The 18,036-nt window shown below is 67.7% G+C and carries 14 protein-coding genes; 8 read left to right on the forward strand and 6 right to left on the reverse strand.

All coding sequences use genetic code 11. From position 1 onward, the window contains the following. Positions 1 to 271 precede the first annotated feature (271 nt). The 6 genes from ABIC65_RS10820 to ABIC65_RS10845 all read left to right on the forward strand — a co-directional run bounded on the left by ABIC65_RS10820 (position 272) and on the right by ABIC65_RS10845 (position 5,757). The gene (locus ABIC65_RS10820; protein ID WP_354308626.1) at positions 272 to 928 is read left to right on the forward strand and encodes a dTMP kinase; all 657 of its coding nucleotides are present in this window, start codon (positions 272 to 274) and stop codon (positions 926 to 928) included. Positions 929 to 1,045: 117 nt separating this feature from the next. Then, a complete protein-coding gene (locus ABIC65_RS10825; protein WP_354308627.1) occupies positions 1,046 to 2,158 on the forward strand; it encodes a fumarylacetoacetate hydrolase family protein in 1,113 nt (370 codons plus the stop codon). An 8-nt stretch (positions 2,159 to 2,166) separates the two neighbouring features. Next, entirely contained in the window at positions 2,167 to 2,964 is a 798-nt protein-coding gene (locus tag ABIC65_RS10830; protein WP_354308629.1) for an SDR family NAD(P)-dependent oxidoreductase, read from the forward strand. A gap of 1 nt (position 2,965) precedes the next feature. Continuing rightward, positions 2,966 to 3,859, forward strand: coding sequence for an SMP-30/gluconolactonase/LRE family protein (locus ABIC65_RS10835; RefSeq protein ID WP_354308631.1), 894 nt, complete (start codon positions 2,966 to 2,968; stop codon positions 3,857 to 3,859). 125 nt (positions 3,860 to 3,984) lie between these two features. After that, complete coding sequence (locus ABIC65_RS10840) at positions 3,985 to 5,427, forward strand: retroviral-like aspartic protease family protein (protein ID WP_354308633.1); 1,443 nt, start codon at positions 3,985 to 3,987, stop codon at positions 5,425 to 5,427. Positions 5,428 to 5,532: 105 nt separating this feature from the next. Next, the gene (locus ABIC65_RS10845) at positions 5,533 to 5,757 is read left to right on the forward strand and encodes a hypothetical protein (protein ID WP_436286728.1); all 225 of its coding nucleotides are present in this window, start codon (positions 5,533 to 5,535) and stop codon (positions 5,755 to 5,757) included. A gap of 21 nt (positions 5,758 to 5,778) precedes the next feature. Here ABIC65_RS10845 and ABIC65_RS10850 read toward each other — a convergent pair whose 3' ends face one another. The 4 genes from ABIC65_RS10850 to ABIC65_RS10865 all read right to left on the reverse strand — a co-directional run bounded on the left by ABIC65_RS10850 (position 5,779) and on the right by ABIC65_RS10865 (position 11,243). Further along, positions 5,779 to 6,411, reverse strand: coding sequence for a TetR/AcrR family transcriptional regulator (locus ABIC65_RS10850; RefSeq protein WP_354308634.1), 633 nt, complete (start codon positions 6,409 to 6,411; stop codon positions 5,779 to 5,781). A 275-nt stretch (positions 6,412 to 6,686) separates the two neighbouring features. Next, on the reverse strand, positions 6,687 to 8,465 hold the full coding sequence (locus tag ABIC65_RS10855; RefSeq protein ID WP_354309377.1) for an IlvD/Edd family dehydratase: 1,779 nt from the start codon (positions 8,463 to 8,465) through the stop codon (positions 6,687 to 6,689). 208 nt (positions 8,466 to 8,673) lie between these two features. Continuing rightward, on the reverse strand, positions 8,674 to 10,080 hold the full coding sequence (locus tag ABIC65_RS10860; RefSeq protein ID WP_354308636.1) for a sugar porter family MFS transporter: 1,407 nt from the start codon (positions 10,078 to 10,080) through the stop codon (positions 8,674 to 8,676). Positions 10,081 to 10,196: 116 nt separating this feature from the next. Further along, a complete protein-coding gene (locus ABIC65_RS10865; RefSeq protein ID WP_354308637.1) occupies positions 10,197 to 11,243 on the reverse strand; it encodes a LacI family DNA-binding transcriptional regulator in 1,047 nt (348 codons plus the stop codon). A gap of 167 nt (positions 11,244 to 11,410) precedes the next feature. Here ABIC65_RS10865 and ABIC65_RS10870 point away from each other — a divergent pair, with 167 nt between their 5' ends. Further along, positions 11,411 to 13,810, forward strand: coding sequence for a glycoside hydrolase family 3 N-terminal domain-containing protein (locus ABIC65_RS10870; RefSeq protein WP_354308638.1), 2,400 nt, complete (start codon positions 11,411 to 11,413; stop codon positions 13,808 to 13,810). 78 nt (positions 13,811 to 13,888) lie between these two features. Here ABIC65_RS10870 and ABIC65_RS10875 read toward each other — a convergent pair whose 3' ends face one another. Both ABIC65_RS10875 and ABIC65_RS10880 read right to left on the reverse strand, forming a co-directional pair. Further along, positions 13,889 to 14,410, reverse strand: coding sequence for a hypothetical protein (locus tag ABIC65_RS10875; RefSeq protein ID WP_354308640.1), 522 nt, complete (start codon positions 14,408 to 14,410; stop codon positions 13,889 to 13,891). Between the two features lie 126 nt (positions 14,411 to 14,536). After that, on the reverse strand, positions 14,537 to 16,693 hold the full coding sequence (locus ABIC65_RS10880) for an alpha-glucuronidase family glycosyl hydrolase (RefSeq protein ID WP_354308641.1): 2,157 nt from the start codon (positions 16,691 to 16,693) through the stop codon (positions 14,537 to 14,539). A gap of 113 nt (positions 16,694 to 16,806) precedes the next feature. On the opposite strand from ABIC65_RS10880, the gene ABIC65_RS10885 reads away from it, so the two are divergent. After that, positions 16,807 to 17,961, forward strand: coding sequence for an endo-1,4-beta-xylanase (locus ABIC65_RS10885; protein ID WP_354308643.1), 1,155 nt, complete (start codon positions 16,807 to 16,809; stop codon positions 17,959 to 17,961). Positions 17,962 to 18,036: the final 75 nt, after the last annotated feature.

Genomic DNA, 18,036 nt, shown 5'->3' on the forward strand with positions numbered 1-18,036 from the left:
GCGGAAGGGACCCTTGCTCCCTATCGGGCTCCAGACCCTCGGGGGGGACGGGCTCCCTTCCGCAACCTCTTCATACCACCATCCCATCAGACAAGGGGAGGTGGCGCGCGAAGCGCGGCGGAGGGGTGTCCACGCTGCGGCGGAGGCCGTCACTGGAGCAGGGACACCCCTCCACCACCGCCTGCGGCGGCGGTCCCCCTCCCCCTCCGGGGGAGGATCTTGGTTTCCTCTCCCCCGGTGACATTCCGCGCCAGGCTGCTATGGCGCGGGCATGGGTGAACTCATCGCGATCGAGGGCGCCGACGGCGTCGGCAAGAACACCGCCTCGCGCGGGCTGTGCGCGGCGCTGCAGGCCGCGGGCCGCACCGCCACCGTGCTCGGCTTCCCGCGCTATGGCGAGACCGTCGCCGGGGTGACGATCGGCAAGATGCTCGCCGGCGAGCTCCCCGTCCCCGTCACCCCGCATGCCGCCGCCGTGCTCTACGCGCTCGACCGATTCGAGTGGCGCGACGCGCTGCTCGAGGCGCAGGCGACCCATGACGTGGTCGTGCTCGATCGCTACATCGCCTCGAACATGGCGTATCAGGGCGCCAAGCTGGGCGGCGACAAAGGCCGCGCGCTGATGGACTGGATCCTCGCGCTGGAAACCGGCCAGTTCGCCCTGCCCCGCCCGCGCCTGTCGATCTACCTCGACACGCCCTGGGACCTCGCCCGCGAACTGATCCTGCAAAAGGCGCAGCGCAGCTACACGGACCGCAGCTTCGACGAATATGAGGCGGACATCGCGCTCCAGCAGCGCGTGCGCGGCAACTACGAGGCGATCGTGGCGGCCGATCTGCTCGGCCCGTGGAAGGTGGTCCGCGCCAGCGAGGACGGCGCGATGCGGCCGCCCGAGGCGATCGTCGCCGAAATTTTATCTTATATTTGAAACGGCCGCGAACCCGGCTATGCCCTTCTTGACATTTGCCTTGGCCGCACGCCAATGGTAGCGCTATCACAATTCGAAACGAGTTTGGTGAGAGGTCCCTTGGAAGCGCTTAGAGATATGCTGCCTGCCGATCATGCGCAGGCCATCCTGGTGGGTCGTGTGCAGACTGCTGCCGGTCCCAGCCCCGTGATCCTCCGCGACGGCCAGGTGATCGACGTGTCGGCCACCGCGCCCACCGTCGCCGACCTGCTGGAGCGCGACGATATCGCCACGCTCGCCGGCGAGGTGCTGTGCGGCGTCGAGGCGCTCGGCACCGATTCGGCGCCGCAGATCCTCGCGCCGGTCGACCTGCAATGCGTGAAGGCGGCAGGCGTCACCTTCGCGGTCTCGGCGCTGGAGCGCGTGATCGAGGAACGCGCCCGCGGCGATTCCGCCAAGGCCGCCGAGATCCGCGGCGACCTCGAAGCCAAGGTCGGTTCGGGCATCCGCTCGGTCGTCCCCGGCACGCCCGAGGCGGCCAGCCTCAAGGCCGCGCTGATCGACGCCGGCATGTGGTCGCAGTATCTCGAAGTCGCGATCGGGCCGGACGCGGAAGTGTTCACCAAGGCGCCGGTGCTCTCGGCGATGGGCTGGGGCGCCGAGATCGGCATCCGCTCGGACAGCGACTGGAACAACCCCGAGCCGGAAGTCGTGCTGGTCGTCGACCGTAACGGCGCCATCAAGGGCGCGGCGCTCGGCAACGACGTCAACCTGCGCGACTTCGAGGGCCGCAGCGCGCTGCTGCTCGGCAAGGCGAAGGACAACAACGCCTCGACCGCGATCGGGCCGTTCATCCGTCTGTTCGACGACAACTTCACCATGGACGACGTGCGCGGCGCGGTGGTCGACCTCACCATCGACGGGCCGGAGGGCTATCGCCTCTCGGGCACCAACAAGATGAGCGAGATCAGCCGCGATCCCACCGATCTCGTTCGCCAGACGCTGAGCGAGCATCAGTATCCGGACGGCTTCGCGCTGTTCCTCGGCACGCTGTTCGCGCCGGTGCAGGATCGCGACCATCCCGGCCGCGGCTTCACCCACAAGCCGGGCGACGTCGTCCGCATCTCGACGCCGAAGCTCGGCACGCTCGTCAACCGCGTGACCACCTCCAAGGCCGCTGCGCCCTGGACGTTCGGCATCCGCGACCTGATGCGCAACCTCGCCGCCCGCGGCCTTCTCTCCAACGCATAAGGGTGTCCATGTCGCAAGCCGATCTCCAGCAGGGCCCGATCCCGGCCGCTGAGCGTGCCGTCTATCCGAGCCTGAAGGGCAAGCGCATCCTGATCACCGGTGGTGGTTCGGGGATCGGTGCCGGACTGGTCGAGGGGTTCGTCCGCCAGGGCGCGGACGTGACCTTCTTCGACATCGCCGAGGACGATTCGAAAGCGCTGGTCGCCAGCCTGTCGGACGCCGCGATCGCACCGCGCTTCTACAAGGTCGACCTGACCGACATCCGCGGCGCGCAGGTGCAGGTGCAGGCGCTGATCGATGCCGAAGGTGGCTTCGACGTGCTGCTCAACAACGCCGCCAATGACGACCGCCACACGATCGAGCAGGTGACCCCGGAGTACTGGGACAACCGCATGAACGTGAACCTGCGCCACCAGTTCTTCATGGCGCAGGCGGTGATCCCGGCGATGAAGGCGAAGCGCGCCGGCGTGATCATCAACCTCGGCTCGATCTCCTGGCACCTGGCGCTGGAAGAACTGACGCTCTACCAGACCGCCAAGGCCGCCATCGAGGGCCTCACCCGCAGCCTCGCGCGCGAGCTGGGTCCGGACGGCATCCGCTCGGTCTGCATCGTCCCCGGCAACGTCAAGACGCCGCGCCAGATGAAATGGTACACGCCCGAGGGCGAGGCCGAGATCGTCAAGGCGCAGTGCCTGCCCGGTCGCCTCGTCCCCGACGATATCGCGGCAGCGGCACTGTTCCTTGCATCCGACGATGCGCGCCTGATAACGAGCCACGAATTCTTCGTGGATGCAGGCTGGAGATAAGATGACCGACAAGGTGGTGGTATCGGCGCCGGAGAGCGTGTGGGGGCTTGGCGCCCCGCTTCTCGAAGGCCCTGTCTGGGTGGAGCGCGACGCCGCGCTGTGGTTCGTCGACATCAAGAGCCACAAGATCCACCGCTATGATCCCGCCACCGGCGAAAAGCAGAGCTGGGATGCGCCTGCCCAGGTGGGCTTCGCGCTCCCGGCGGCGAGCGGCGGCTTCGTCGCGGGGCTGCAGACCGGCCTCGCCAAGTTCGATCCCGCCGACGGCAGCTTCACCCCCCTCGTCGATCCCGAGCCCGGCCTGCCCGGCAACCGCCTGAACGACGCCACCGTCGATTCCGAAGGTCGCCTGTGGTTCGGCACGATGGACGATGGCGAGAGCGACGCCACCGGCACCATCTACCGCGTTGCCGAGGACGGGACCTGCGTGGCGTCGACCCCCAAGGTCTCGATCACCAACGGCCCGGCGGTCTCGCCCGACGGCAAGACGCTCTACCATGTCGATACGCTCGGCCAGGTGATCCATGCCTGCGACATCGCCGCAGACGGCACGCTGGCGAATCCCCGCGAATTCGTCCGCATCGCCGAGGGCGAGGGCTTCCCGGACGGCCCGTGCGTCGACAGCGAAGGCTATGTGTGGGTGAGCCTCTATGCGGGCTCGGCCGTGCGCCGCTACTCGCCGGCGGGCGAGCTGGTCGAGACCGTGCCCTTCCCGGTCGATGCGATCACCAAGATCGCCTTTGGTGGCCCAGACCTCAAGACGGTCTACGCCACCACTGCCAACAAGCACCTCTCCGCCGACGACAAGGCCGCCCGCCCGAGCTCGGGCGACCTGTTCAGCTTCCGGGTGACGGTGGCGGGCCAGCCCGCGCCGATGATCCGCGTCGGCGCCTGAACGTCCCCTCCCCGGTCCGCCGGGGAGGCACGCGGCGCGTAAGGCTCGCGTCATCCTGCTGCTTTACCATGGTTTCCTGTGAGGGCCGGTCCTAGGATCGGACGCGCAGGAACGAGGGGGTGGCGATGATCGGGCTTCGGTGCAGGCAACGGGCGCTACTCGCGCTGCTGGCATCCCTCCACGCGGCACCGGCGCTGGCCGCAAACTGCCAGGTCGGGCAGATCGCCGAGCTGCACGTCACGATGAAGGGGCTGCAGCCGATCGTCGAGACCACGATCAACGGCAAGCCTGCCCCCTTCCTGCTCGATAGCGGCGCCTTCTACAGCCTGATCTCCGCCCCGGTCGCCAAGGCGATGGGGCTTTCGGTGACGGCCGCCCCGTCCGGCTTTTATCTGCGCGGCGTCGGCGGACGCGCGGACGCGGGCATCGCCACGGTCGCGCATTTCGGGCTGGCGAGCGCGGACATCCCGCATGTGGAGTTCCTGGTCGGCGGATCGGATATCGGCGAGACCGGCCTGCTCGGCCAGAACGTGTTGGGCCTGGCGGACATCGAATATGACCTGCCGGGCGGCGCCGTCCGGCTGTTCCGGCCGAAGAATTGCGGCAACGCCGCCTTCGCCTATTGGACCGCAGGCAAGCCCTTCTTCGAGATTCCGATCCAGTCGAAGGAGGAAGCGCGCAACCACACGGTCGGCACCGTCGAGCTGGACGGGGCCAAGATCCGGGCGATGTTCGATACCGGCGCGGCGCAGACGGTCGTGTCGCTGCGCGCCGCCGCACGCGCGGGCGTGAAGCCCGGCGATCCGGGGGTGGAGAAGGCCGGCTGGTCCACCGGCATCGGCAAGCATGTCCAGCAGGGCTGGATCGCGCCGTTCAAGCTGCTCAAGATCGGCAATGAGGAACTGCACAATGTGCGGGTGCGCATCACCGATCTGGGCGACGCGGACACCGAGATGCTGCTCGGCGCCGACTATTTCATTTCGCACCGGCTCTACGTGTCCAACGTGCAGCACCGGATCTACTTCACCTATACCGGCGGGCGGCTGTTCGACGCGACGGCGCGGATCGACACGGCCAGCGGCTTCACCACCCAGGGCGCCCCGGACGCCGCCGAGAAGCTGGATGCCGAAGGCTATGCGCGCCGCGGCGCCATGTTCCAGACGCAGCGCAACCTGCCCGCGGCGGTCGAGGCCTATTCGCAGGCGGTGACGCTTGCGCCGAAGGAGCCGCGCTATCTGCGCCAGCGCGCGCTTGCCTATCTGGCGGAGAACCGGCCGATCCTCGCGATGGACGATCTGGATGCGTCGCTGGTCCTGGACGGCAGCGACACCCGCACCCGCCTGATCCGCGCGCAGCTGCGCGAGCGCGCCGGCAACGCCAAGGGCACGATCGAGGATCTCGATCTGGTCGCCGGACAGCTGCCCCGCGAGGACATGCAGCGGCTCCGCATCGCCCATCTTTACACCTCGGTCGACGCGTTCGATTCGGCGCTGGGGCAATATGATCTGTGGATGGCGTCGCACCGCGAAGATGCCGCAAGGCCGGAAGCGCAGAACGGCCGCTGCTGAACGCTGGCGCTGGCCAATCGCGATCTCAAGCGCGCGCGCAGCGACTGCGATGCCGCCATCCGCGCCGCGCCCGCCAACGCCGCCTTCCTCGACAGCCGCGGAACGGTGGCATTCCGCGAGGGGGACTTTACCGGAGCCATCGCGGATTTCAGCGCCGCGCTGGCGATCAGCCCGCGCCGTGCCTGGTCGCTGTACCTGCGCGGCGTGGCCGAGCAGCGCCTGAGTCAGGCCGAGGCGGCCACGCACGACATCGCGGTCGCGAAGTCCATTGCCCCGCGCGTGGCGGCGCGCGTCGCCAAATACGGGTTCGCGCCCGAGGCGACGCCCTGAGCCGCCGCCGGGCAGGCCTGCTTACTGGAACATCGCCTTGGTCAGCCCGGCGATGCCGGTGCGCACGCGCTCCCAGCCGGCTTCCTCGCTGAGGTCCAGCCCCAGGAACCGGCCGTTCTGCGCCGCGGACAGAACCAGTTGCTGGATCGAGGCGATCAGCAGCGCGTTGAGCACCGGCGCGTCGATCCCCGCGGGCCGCTGCAGCGTGCCGCGCTCGCGGGCGATCCAGGCGCTCAGCGCCTTGCCGCGCGCCTCGGTGAAGGCGGTGGCGAGCTTGGAGGGGGCGGAGAGCTCCCAGGCCAGGATCTTCTGCGCCAGGGGATCGCTGCGCAGCGCATCGAGCAGCGCCACCGCGACTCGCGCCATCATCTCGGCATAGGTGGCGGGCGGCGGCACGTTCTCGGGGCGCACCAGCGCGGTTTCCATCCAGGCGGAGACGTCGGCGGCGATCGCCTCGGCGAGGCCGTCCATGCCGCCGAAATAGCGATAGATCAGCTGCTTGTCATAACCCGAGGCGCGCGCGATCGCGTTCACGCCCCAGCGGGCAAAGCCCTGTTCGGCGAGCAGCGTCTTCGCCGCCGCCAGGATCACGCCCCGCGTATTCGCCGCATTGCGCGGCCGCTTCGCCGGTGCCGTCTCGTCCACCCCGTCCATCCCCCTGTTGTCTGGTGATGGTTAACTATCACTGGCGGGTGACACTTTCCATCTCCGGAATGGGCCGGAGGTGGGGGTTTGGAGTGTGAGATGGATTGGAGGGCGGTACTTGGTGATGACTCACCCTCACCCTTCCGGCGCTTCGCGCCTCCTTCCCTCTCCCGCAAGCGGGAGAGGGACCAGAACCCCTCTCCCGCCTGCGGGAGAGGGAGGGGCCCGCTGCCGAAGGCAGTGGGAGGGTGAGGGTGAGTCGGGGCCCCCACCCCCACGCAGCCTCAATGGTTGTGCCGCGGTACCTTCAGCCCAGTCCCACGATATTTGGTCGCGAACTCCAGCACGCCGCCTTCATGCAGCTGTCCGGACTTCTCGCGGTACAGCTCTTCCCACGGCGTGTTGCTCGGCGGGATCGGGGGGGCGGGTTCGCCCTTGCGCCGCGCGATCTCGTCCGCCTCGACCAGCGCGTCGACGCGGCCGGCATTCAGGTCGATCCGGATCACGTCGCCGGTGCGCAGCCAAGAGAGCCCCCCGCCCGCCGCGCTCTCCGGCGAGGCGTTGAGGATCGACGGGCTGTCCGACGTGCCCGACTGGCGGCCGTCGCCCAGCGTCGGCAGGCTCTGGATGCCCTTCTGGAGCAGCGCGTCCGGCGGCTGCATGTTGACCACCTCGGCCGAACCCGGCCAGCCCAGCACGCCCGCGCCGCGGATCACCAGGATACAATTGTCGTCGATCGCCAGCGCCGGATCGTTGATCCGGTGGTGATAATCGTCCGAACCGTCGAACACGACCGCGCGGACCTCGAACACGCCCTCCTGCCCTGGCGTCGACAGATAGCGCGCGCGGAACTGGTCGGAGATCACGCTGGTCTTCATGATCGCCATGTCGAACAGGTTGCCGGTGAGCACCAGGAACCCGGCCTTCTCCATCAGCGGCTTGTCAAGCGGGAAGATCACGTCCGCGTCCAGCACGCGGGCCTCGGCAACGTTCTCCGCCATGGTGCGACCGGTGCAGGTCGCGACGCTGCCGTCGAGTATACCGGCCTCGACCAGCAGCTTGAGCACCGCCGGGATGCCGCCGGCGCGGTGGAAGCGTTCGGAAAGATACTGGCCCGCCGGCTGCATGTTGACGATCAGCGGCAGGTCGTAGCCGGTCTGCCAGTCCTCGGGCGTGATGGTGATGCCGGCATGCGCGGCCATCGCGTTGAGGTGCGGCTGGGCGTTGGTCGAGCCGCCGATCGCGGTGAGCAGCTTGATCGCGTTGAGGAAGCTCTGCTTGGTCAGGATCTTCGACGGGCGCAGATCCTCATAGGCCATCTCGACGATGCGCTTGCCGGTCTCGTAGGCGATCTGCCCGCGCTCGCGATACGGCGCCGGGATCATCGCGCAGCCGGGCAGGCTCATGCCCAGTCCCTCGGCCATGCTGTTCATCGTCGAGGCGGTGCCCATGGTGTTGCAATGGCCCGAGGACGGCGCGCTCTCCATCGCGCGGCGGAGGAACTCGGCCTCGTCGATCTCGCCCGCCGCCATCTTGCGGCGCGAGCGCCAGATCACCGTGCCGGAGCCGACCAGCTCGCCTTCGTGCCAGCCGTCGAGCATCGGGCCGCCCGAGAGGACGATCGCCGGGATGTCGACGGTGGAAGCAGCCATCAGCGACGAGGGCGTGGTCTTGTCGCAGCCGGTGGTCAGGATCACCGCGTCGATCGGGTAGCCGTTGAGGATCTCGACCAGCCCGAGATAGGCGAGGTTGCGATCGAGCGCGGCGGTCGGGCGCCGGCAATTCTCGAAGATCGGGTGGAGCGGGAATTCCATCGGGATGCCGCCCGCCGCCAAGATGCCTTCGCGGGCGCGCTTCACCGTCTCCAGATGGATGCGGTTGCACGGCGCGATGTCGCTGCCGGACTGGGCGATGCCGATGATCGGCTTGCCCGAGGTCAGCTCCGCGGGCGTGATGCCGTAGTTCATGAACCGCTCGAGATAGAGCGCGGCCATGTCGGCGCGACCGGGGGCGGCGAACCATTCGCGCGATCGGAACGGACGGACGGGCGTGCGGGTCACGATATTCTCCCAAACCAAAACTCGAAGGTACTAAGCTGGTCGCGCCGATGCGGGGTCCTCGCGCTTCCCCGAAAACGTCACCCCGGCGAAAGCCGGGGTCCATTGCGGCCTCCGTTTCCACTCTTGCCTCGACGGAGAGGCGAATGGATCCCGGCTTTCGCCGGGATGACGGGGTGACAAAAGGACGAATCCCAATCGACGCGCCTCGGCCTTACCCTTCCATTGCCTCCAGTTCCTTGCCCTTGGTTTCCTTGATGAACTTCAGGACGAGGAAGAAGCTGACCGCCGCGCAGACGGCGTAGAAGGTGTAGCTGGCCGCCAGGCCGAGCTTGGACGCCATCACCGGGAAGCTCTGCGCGATCAGATAGTTGGCGAACCACTGGGCGAAGCCGCACACCGCCAGCGCCGAGCCGCGGATCTGGTTCGGGAACATCTCGCCGAGCATCACCCACATCACCGGGCCCCAGCTGACGTTGAAGAAGATCACGTACAGATTGGCGGCGACGACGGCGATCTTGCCGAGCTCGGGCGAGAGGACCAGCTTGCCGGTGGCGTCGAGCGAGCCATGGCCGAAGGCATAGACCAGTACGAACAGCGTCACCGCCATGCCCGCCGAACCGATCAGCAGCAGCGGCTTGCGGCCGATCTTGTCGACCAGCCCGATGGTGACGAGGCAGGCGGCGATCGAGACCGCGCCGGAGACGATGTTGATCAGCAGCGAGTCCGCTTCGGTGAAGCCGGCCAGCTGCCACAGCGTCGAGCCGTAATAGAAGATGACGTTGATGCCGACGAGCTGCTGGAACACCGCGATCACCAGGCCCGCCCACAGGATGGAGCGGATCTTGCCGGTGCGCGGGTCGATCAGGTCGCGGAAGCTCGGGCGGTGATCGGCGGTGAAGCTGGCGCGGATTTCCTCCAGCTTGGCACGCGCGGTCTGCGGGCCGAACAGGTCGGTCAGCACCTTGGTGGCTTCCTCGGTGCGGCCCTTGGCGACCAGGAAGCGCGGGCTCTCCGGAATGAAGAACAAGGCGACCAGGAACACCGCTGCCGGCAGCGCCTGCATCAGGTACATCCAGCGCCAGGCCTCCAGGCCCGCCCAGAACTTGTTGGTCGAGGCACCGGCAGCGCCGGCCAGGTAATAGTTGACCACGAACGCGGCGGTGAGGCCGGAGATGATCATGATCTGCTGCACCGTCGTCATCCGGCCGCGAATGTTCGCGGGCGCGACTTCGGAGATATAGGCGGGCGACAGCACCGAGGCGGCGCCGACCGCGATACCGCCGGCGATCCGGGCGATGACGAAGATCGTATGGTCGTGCGCGAAGCCCTGGACGAGCGCGCCGGCCAGGAAGAGGAGCGCCGCCAGCCGCATCACGTTGCGGCGGCCCATCTGGTCCGCCAGCGTGCCGGCGAAGAAGGCGCCCGCGACGCAGCCGATCAGCAGCGAGCCGACGGTGAAGCCGAGCCCGGCCTCGTCGAGCGCGAACGCCGCCTGCAGGCCCGGCTGGGTGCCGTTCACCGCGCCGCTGTCATATCCGAAAAGCAATCCGCCGATCGTGGCTACGGCCACGATGGCGCCGATCAGGCCGATATTGGCCCGCTCCGCCGTCTGATTCATCCGATCCCTCTCCTAGCCCGGGAAGTTGGGCCGATTTGTTAGCGGTAACGCTGGCCCGTGCAACCAGGAAAAGCAAGCCGGCAGGCGCGTATGCGCAAGATTCTGCCAGCGTTGTCCTAGCGCTTGGGCGGCGGCGCGCAGGATTCGCGCACGATGAGCTGATGTGCAAGCACTTGTTCCGGCGCGTCGATCTTGCCGCCGGGGCGCAGCTCGTCGAGCAACATGGTCAGCGCCGCCTCTGCCATCGCCGCGATCGGCTGGCGGACGGTGGTCAGCTCGGGCCACATGGTGGTGGCGAGGGCGGTATCGTCGAAGCCGACCACGCTCAGGTCCTGCGGCACATGCAGCCCCCGGCGGTGCGCCACGCCCACGGCGGCCGCCGCCATATCGTCGTTGCTGGCGAAGATCGCGGTCGGTGGCTCGGGCAGGTCGAGCAGCGCTTCGCTGGCGACGATGCCCGAGCGGAAGGTGAAATAGCCCTGCTCGACCGGCATCGCGGCAAGGTCCAGCCCCGCCTCCTCGATCGCCGCGCAGAAGCCCCGGTAGCGCTCAGCACTGGAGGTCTGGTTGGGGTTGCCGCGGATGAAGCCGATATGGCGATGCCCCATGTCGATCAGGTGCTTGGTCATCGCGCAGGCGGCGGCGAAATCGTCGATGCGAACGTTGAGGCTGCCCTCGGGCGGCAAGCCCATCGCCACCGATACCCAGGGGATGCCCGCCGCTTCGAGCTCGTCGCGCACCGCCGTCACCTCGGAGAGCGGCGGCGGCAGGATCACGCCCTGAACGTGCGTCTGGACGAAACCACGCGTCGCCTCGGCCTGCTCCTCGGCGCGTTCGCCTTCGCAGGCTTCGAGCACCAGATGGCACCCTGCCCGCCGCGCTGCGGCCAGCGCGCCGATCAGGAACTGCGAGAGATAGGCGGCCGACGGGTTGGAGTAGAGCAACCCGATCTGGGTCGCTTCCCCTGCGGCCAGGCTGCGCGCGGCGCTGTTCGGCGAATAGTTGAGCTTGGCGATCGCCGCGAGCACGGCTTCCCGAGTCGCTTCGCGCACATTGGTGCCGCCGTTGACGACGCGCGACACGGTCATGGCGGATACGCCTGCTTCGCGGGCCACGTCCTGTACGGTGATGCTGCCCCGGCTGCGCCGGCTTGGTTTGGTCATCCCCCCTCCTGCACGAACGCTTAAGTGCGCGCTATCATGATTGCAATCGTTCGCGTGCCCGTGCGCGCCCGGTTGACCCGGTTCGTTACGCCCCCTTATAGCTGATAGCGCTACCACCATGGCAAGAGGCGACCGCACGATTGTCGCCCGCCTTCAGGGAGAGGAACATGCGCTCATTTCGCCGCGTCGCCGCGCTTGCCATTGCCGCGAGCGCTCTGACCCCCTTCGTCGCCGCCCAGCCCGCCGCCGCCCAGACCGAACGCGCGGGCAAGCCGCTGTACAAGGACGCGAGCCAGCCCGTCGACGCGCGTATCGACGACCTGCTCGCCCGCATGACGCTGGAGGAGAAGGTCCAGCAGCTCCAGGCGCTGTGGCTCAACAAGGGGCTGGTCCAGGACGCCAAGGGCGAGTTCGACCCCGTCAAGGCGAGCGCCAGCTTCCCCAACGGCCTAGGCATGATCTCGCGCCCCTATGACCGCCGCGGCGTCGCCGCCGGGCAGACCACGGCCGCGGGCGCCAATGCGGGGGACGTCAACCGCAGCCCGGAAGAGACCGCGCGCTACGTCTATGCCGCGCAGAAATGGGCGATGGAGAAGACCCGGCTCGGCATTCCGATGCTGATGCACGAGGAAGCGCTGCACGGCCTGGTCGCGCCGGGCGCCACCAGCTTCCCCCAGTCGATCGGGCTCGCCAGCAGCTTCGACCCCACGCTGGTCGAGAACATCTTCTCGATGGCCGCCAGGGAGGCCCGCGCGCGCGGCGCCAACCTGGTGCTCGCGCCCGTGGTCGACGTGGCCCGCGACCCGCGCTGGGGCCGCATCGAGGAAACCTATGGCGAGGACCCGTATCTCGTAACGCAAATGGGCCTGGCCGCGATCCGTGGCTTCCAGGGCAGCACGCTGCCGCTCAAGTCCGACAAGGTGTTCATCACGCTCAAGCACATGACCGGACATGGCCAGCCCGAGAACGGCACCAATGTCGGCCCCGCCTCGCTCGGCGAGCGGACGCTGCGCGAGGATTTCTTCCCGCCCTTCGAACAGGCGGTGAAGACGCTCCCCGTCATGTCGGTGATGGCCAGCTATAACGAGATCGACGGCATCCCCAGCCACGCCAACAAATGGCTGCTCACCGACGTGCTGCGCGGCGAATGGGGCTTCCAAGGCGCCGTGGTCAGCGACTATTTCGCGATCCGCGAGCTGATCACCCGCCACCACATGTTCAAGGACCCCAAGGATGCGGCGCAGCGCGCGCTCGACGCGGGCGTGGACGTCGAGACGCCGGACGGCGAGGCCTATACCCATCTCGTCGCGCTGGTGAAGGAAGGCCGGGTCAGCCAGGGCGAGATCGACAATGCCGTGCGCCGCGTGCTGCGGATGAAGTTCGAGGGCGGGCTGTTCGAGAACCCCTATCCCGAGGTGAAGCTGGCGGCGGCGCGCACCAACACGCCCGAGGCGATTGCGCTATCCCGCCAGGCAGCGCGGGAATCGATCGTGCTACTGAAGAACAGTCAGGGCCTGCTGCCGCTCGACGCCAAGGGCATCAAGCGGATGGCGGTGATCGGCACCCACGCCAAGGACACCCCGATCGGCGGCTATTCGGACCTGCCCAACCATGTCGTCAGCGTGCTCGAAGGCATGCAGGCCGAGGGCAAGGGCAAGTTCGCAGTCGACTATGCCGAGGGCATCCGCATCACCGACCATCGCGAATGGTCGAAGGACGAAGTGAAGGAAGTGCCCGCTGCAGTGAACGACCAGCTCCGCGCCCAGGCGCTGGAGACGGCGAAGAATGCCGATGTCGTCGTGCTGGTGCTCGGCGGCAACGAGGCGGTGAGCCGCGAGGCCTGGGCCGACAACCATCTCGGCGACAGCGAGACGCTCGACCTGCCGGGGCCGCAGGACCAGCTGGCGAAGGAACTGATCGCACTCGGTAAGCCGGTCGTGGTGATCCTCCTCAACGGCCGCCCCTATGCGGTCAACTATCTGGCGGAGAAGGCCCCGGCGCTGATCGAGGGCTGGTATCTCGGCGAGCAGACCGGCAACGCGCTCGCCGACGTGGTGTTCGGGCGGTATAATCCGGGCGGCAAGCTGCCGGTGTCGGTGGCACGCAACGTCGGCCAGCTGCCGATCTACTACAACAAGAAGCCGAGTGCGCGCCGCGGCTATCTGTTCGGCGACACCAGCCCGCTCTACCCCTTCGGCTATGGGCTGAGCTACACGAGCTTCGACATCGCGGCACCGCGGCTGGGCACGTCGACGATCGGCATCGCCGACAAGGCGACGGTAGAGGTGGACGTGACCAACACCGGCAAGGTCGCCGGCGACGAGGTGGTCCAGCTCTACGTCCATGACGACGAGGCCTCGGTGACGCGGCCGGTGATCGAACTCAAGCGCTTCGAGCGGGTCACGCTCAAGCCGGGCGAGAAGAAGACGGTGCGCTTCACGCTGACCCCGGACGATCTGGCGCTGTGGAACAGCCAGATGCGCCATGTGGTGGAGCCGGGGACCTTCACCATTTCGTCGGGCCCGAACTCGGCGACGCTGAAGAGCGCGACGCTGACGGTGCGGTGAATCGCGCGGGGCGGAGGCTAGGGTCTCCGCCCGTCGTCCTGAACCGGGCCGGTCTCCCGGTGCTTGCCGTCTGGAGGTTTAGAAGGGGCTCTCGCGAGGCAGCCAGGCAACGGAGGGCTCGCTCAGCCCGTCATCTCGCTTGCAGACCAGATACTGCACCTGGTCGACGGGGATGACCATCTGGAGCCATTCCGGCAACTTCATGTTCACCAGATCCGCGGAAAGTCCACCCGTTGCGCGAATGACCTCCAGCGACGTCTTCTGCATGATCGACCATCGCAGCGAGGTCAGGGGTCTCGTCGCATACACCTTGAGGATGGTGCGCTGTGCGCCGGGAGCAAAAGGCAGGCAATTTTCTCCCGTGAGATACAACAGCACCCGCTCGAAGAAGGACTTGGAATACCACTCCCGGGCCCGAGCACGACGACCCTCGTGCGTCGCGATGGTGGCCGCCCATTCCGGCAGACTCTTGTTCATCTTGGCGATGTAAAAGCCCTTGCCGATCTGCCCGTTGGGGGAGAGCTTTTCCGCAAGCACGCCGTCGGCGAGGATGCTTCTGGCGTGCGTTTCGCTTGTGCCGTGATACCCTAAAAAGAACATGGAAAACTCCTTCCGCGCGCGCCGAAGGCGGTCTTCGTCTGTGGCGATGACATTTCCGTTTCTTAGTGGTTTCCTTTGTAACGCAGCGTCAGCGGGCGAAGCCTCCGCTATTCGCCCGCCCCTGCCTCACTTGCCGTTACCCGGCGCATGCGGTGTGCGGATCGCTTCGTAATAGCTGAGCGGCTGCGGCGGCGCGGCATGCCCCGCCGGCAGCGGGCGCTTCGACAGCGATTGCCAATAGGCGATCGAGGCGTCGCGCCACCACTGCGCCTCCTGCCGCTGGATGGCGAGGAAGTCGCGGACCTCGGCCCAGCGGCGGGCGTCGACCTTGCCCTCCAGCCCGGCCCAGCGGCCCTGCATGTCCTCCACCGTGGCGATGCCGGTGTCGTAATGCGCGATCAGGCTGTCCCACAGGGTTTCGCCCGAGCGCATCCGATAGTCCCAGGGGACGTGGTGGAACCAGAGCAGCAGGCTGTCCGGCACCGTCTTCAGATCGCCCCAGCGCTTCGCCACCTGCGGCGCGTACTGGCCGAGCGCGTTGGTGCCGGTGGGCGTGCGATCGAAGCCGATGCCGTTCGCGTCGGCGCGGTGATAATAGGCCGGGTTCCATTCGGGCCGGGCGAGGTTCGACACCCAGGGACCCGGGCCGTAATGATGCCCGGTCGCCATCACATGGCCGAGGCCGAGCGGCGTCATGTAGTTCACCACCGCCTCGCGCGATTCCAGCATCATCGCGACGATGGGGTCGACCACCGCCGGGTCGGGGCTCCAGGTCAGCCGCGCCCAGTCGCGCGCGATGTCCGCGGCCTTGGCGTCGGGGTCCCAGGCGAGCCGGCCATAGGCGTACCAATTGGCCTGGTCGAACTGCGATCCGCTCCAGTTCACGTCGGTGCCGATATTGGCGACCCCCGCCATGCCGGTGAGCGCCTTGGGCGCCACCGGCGTCTCCAGCACCTTGGCGACGGTGCTGCCGGCGCGCGGACGGAAGGTGTCGCTTTCCAGCACCTCCTCCCACATCGTCCCCAGATAGGCGAGGTGCGTGGCGAAACCGAGATACTCCTTGGTGATCTGCACCTCGAGCATCAGCGGCGTCTTGGGCATCGCGCCGAACAGCGGGTGGAAGGGCTCGCGCGGCTGGAAGTCGATCGCGCCGTTCTTCACCTGGAGGAGGACGTTGTCGCGGAACTTGCCGTCGAGCGGCACGAACTCGTCGTTCGCCTGTTTGTGGCGATCGGCGTCGTTATGCTCGGAATAGACGAAGGCGCGCCACATCACCACGCCGCCATGGGGGGCGAGCGCATCGGCGAGCATGTTGGCGCCGTCGGCATGGCTGCGCTTATAGTCCGACGGACCGGGCTGCCCTTCCGAATTGGCCTTGACCAGGAAGCCGCCGAAATCGGGGATCACCGCGTAGATCTCGTCCGCCTTGGCCTTCCACCAGGCGCGAACCGCCGGATCCAGCGGGTCCGCCGTCTTGAGGCCGCCGATTTCGATCGGGGCGGAGAAGCGCGCGGTCAGATAGATGCGGATGCCATAGGGGCGGAACACCTCGGCCAGCGCCTTCACCTTCTGCAGGTAGGGCGCGGTGAGGATGTCAGCATTGGCGTTGACATTGTTCGGCACCACCGCGTTGATGCCGATCGAGGCATTGGCGCGCGCATAGTCGGTGTAGCGCGGATCCTTGTAGCCGGGCAGCTTCTGCCAGTCCCACAGCGACTGGCCGGCATAGCCGCGCTCCACGTACCGATCGAGATTGTCCCAATGGTCGAGCGCGCGCAGTTGCAGCTTGGGCGCATCCTGCACGTCGAGCGCGTCGATCGGTTCACGCAGTTGGAGCAGCTTGAGCAGGCGGAAGCTGCCATAGAGCAGCCCGGTGTCGCTGTTCGCCGCGATCAGCGTCACCTTGGCGCCGCCGATCGTCGCGGTGCGGAGCAGAAAGCCCTCGCGGCCGAGCGCGGCGAGCGGCAGCTTCATCCCCGCGAGCAGCGGCGAGCCGGCGGTTGCAAGCACCACCCCGCCCTCGCCCTGCACCGCGCTGGCATGCGCCGGCGCCGAACCGATCAGGCCGGCGAGGCCGCGATCGAGCTCGTCGAGCGCCGCGCGCACGGTCGGGCGGCTGCCGTCCGCCACCACGTAGCGGAGCTTCGGCGCCACCCGCTGCACGGTGCCCGCATCGAGCGGCTGGTAGCGCAGCCACAGGTCGTAGCCGGTTTCCGCATGCGCCTGATTCGCAAAGGCGAACGCCGCCAAAATCCACAAAATCGCCTGATATGCCGCCCGCATTGCGCCCTCTCTCTGCCGCGATCGTTCGCGTTTGTTGACTAGCGTGTAGCAGGCCGGAGATGGTACCGCTACCAAGCACACGACGCCCCAAGGCGCGATCAGGAGAGGGTTTCATGGCCAACGGATTTCCCATCGACCGCCGCGCGCTGCTCGCCGGTGCCGCCGCCACCGCCACGCTGCCGCTGGCCGCCCGCGCGACCTCGCAGCTGCCCGGGCTCAATACCATGGCGGGCCAGAAGAACATGCGGATCGGCTCCGCTTTCGCCTGGAGCCCGCCGGGGGCCGATGCCGGCTCCTTCGCCAATCCGCGCTACGCCGCGCTGCTCCAGCGCGATTGCGGGCTGCTCGTGCCCGAGAACCAGCTCAAGTGGCAGGCCGTCCGCCCCACCCCGGACAAGTTCGACTTCACCCATTTCGACGCGATGCTCGATTGGGCCGAGGCGCACCGCATGGCGATGCGCGGCCACACCCTGCTCTGGCACAAGAGCCAGTATTTCCCGCGCTGGCTGAACGACTACGACTTCGGCGCAACGCCGCGGCGCGAGGCCGAGCGGCTGCTCACCGCCCATATCGACACGGTCTGCCACCGCTATGCCGGCCGCATCCACAGCTATGACGTGGTCAACGAGACGGTCGACGAGAAGACCGGCGCCCTGCGCGAGACCAGCCTGTCACGCGCCTTCGGCGGCACCGTGCCGATGCTCGACCATGCCTTCCACACCGCCCGCGCCGCGGCACCCCACGCCCAGCTGGTGTACAACGACTATATGAGCTGGGAGCCCGGCAACGAAGCGCACCGCGACGGCGTGCTCCGCCTGCTCGAAGGTTTCCGCAAGCGCGGCGTGCCGGTGGATGCGCTGGGCGTGCAGTCGCATATCGAGCCGATCAGCGACGCCCCGGCCGGCGTGCTGGCGGCGCGGCAGGAAAAGCCCTGGCGTGCCTTCCTCGATGCGGTCACCGGCATGGGCTATGCGCTGCTGATCACCGAGTTCGACGTGGCCGACCAGCATCTGCCAACCGACATCGCCGTGCGCGACCGCCAGGTGGCCGACTATGCCGGCGTCTATCTCGACCTGATGTTCGGCTATCCCCAGCTGCGCGACATGCTGTTCTGGGGGATGTGCGACAAGTACAGCTGGCTCAACGGCTTCAAGCCGCGCAAGGACGGCAGCACGCCGCGCGTGGCGCCGTACGATCGCGAATTCCAGCGCACGCCGCTCCACACGATGGTTGCGACGAAATTGATGAAAACCGCCACGCGGCGCTAACCTCGGTACGCTCCCGTTCAGATTTTGCGCGTATAGGATGGTCCGCATCGGCTGAGTCGCCGTCGGAATGAGGGA

The sequence above is a fragment of the Sphingomonas trueperi genome (assembly GCF_040545665.1).
Classification (GTDB): domain Bacteria; phylum Pseudomonadota; class Alphaproteobacteria; order Sphingomonadales; family Sphingomonadaceae; genus Sphingomonas; species Sphingomonas trueperi_B.

What these genes read in the sequence shown, in the direction of transcription:
- ABIC65_RS10820 (WP_354308626.1), top strand. Translation starts at nt 272, where the DNA reads ATGGGTGAACTCATCGCGATCGAGGGCGCCGACGGCGTCGGCAAGAAC.
- ABIC65_RS10825 (WP_354308627.1), top strand. Translation starts at nt 1,046, where the DNA reads ATGCTGCCTGCCGATCATGCGCAGGCCATCCTGGTGGGTCGTGTGCAG.
- ABIC65_RS10830 (WP_354308629.1), top strand. Translation starts at nt 2,167, where the DNA reads ATGTCGCAAGCCGATCTCCAGCAGGGCCCGATCCCGGCCGCTGAGCGT.
- ABIC65_RS10835 (WP_354308631.1), top strand. Translation starts at nt 2,966, where the DNA reads ATGACCGACAAGGTGGTGGTATCGGCGCCGGAGAGCGTGTGGGGGCTT.
- ABIC65_RS10840 (WP_354308633.1), top strand. Translation starts at nt 3,985, where the DNA reads ATGATCGGGCTTCGGTGCAGGCAACGGGCGCTACTCGCGCTGCTGGCA.
- ABIC65_RS10850 (WP_354308634.1), bottom strand. Translation starts at nt 6,411, where the DNA reads ATGGACGGGGTGGACGAGACGGCACCGGCGAAGCGGCCGCGCAATGCG.
- ABIC65_RS10860 (WP_354308636.1), bottom strand. Translation starts at nt 10,080, where the DNA reads ATGAATCAGACGGCGGAGCGGGCCAATATCGGCCTGATCGGCGCCATC.
- ABIC65_RS10865 (WP_354308637.1), bottom strand. Translation starts at nt 11,243, where the DNA reads ATGACCAAACCAAGCCGGCGCAGCCGGGGCAGCATCACCGTACAGGAC.
- ABIC65_RS10870 (WP_354308638.1), top strand. Translation starts at nt 11,411, where the DNA reads ATGCGCTCATTTCGCCGCGTCGCCGCGCTTGCCATTGCCGCGAGCGCT.
- ABIC65_RS10875 (WP_354308640.1), bottom strand. Translation starts at nt 14,410, where the DNA reads ATGTTCTTTTTAGGGTATCACGGCACAAGCGAAACGCACGCCAGAAGC.
- ABIC65_RS10880 (WP_354308641.1), bottom strand. Translation starts at nt 16,693, where the DNA reads ATGCGGGCGGCATATCAGGCGATTTTGTGGATTTTGGCGGCGTTCGCC.
- ABIC65_RS10885 (WP_354308643.1), top strand. Translation starts at nt 16,807, where the DNA reads ATGGCCAACGGATTTCCCATCGACCGCCGCGCGCTGCTCGCCGGTGCC.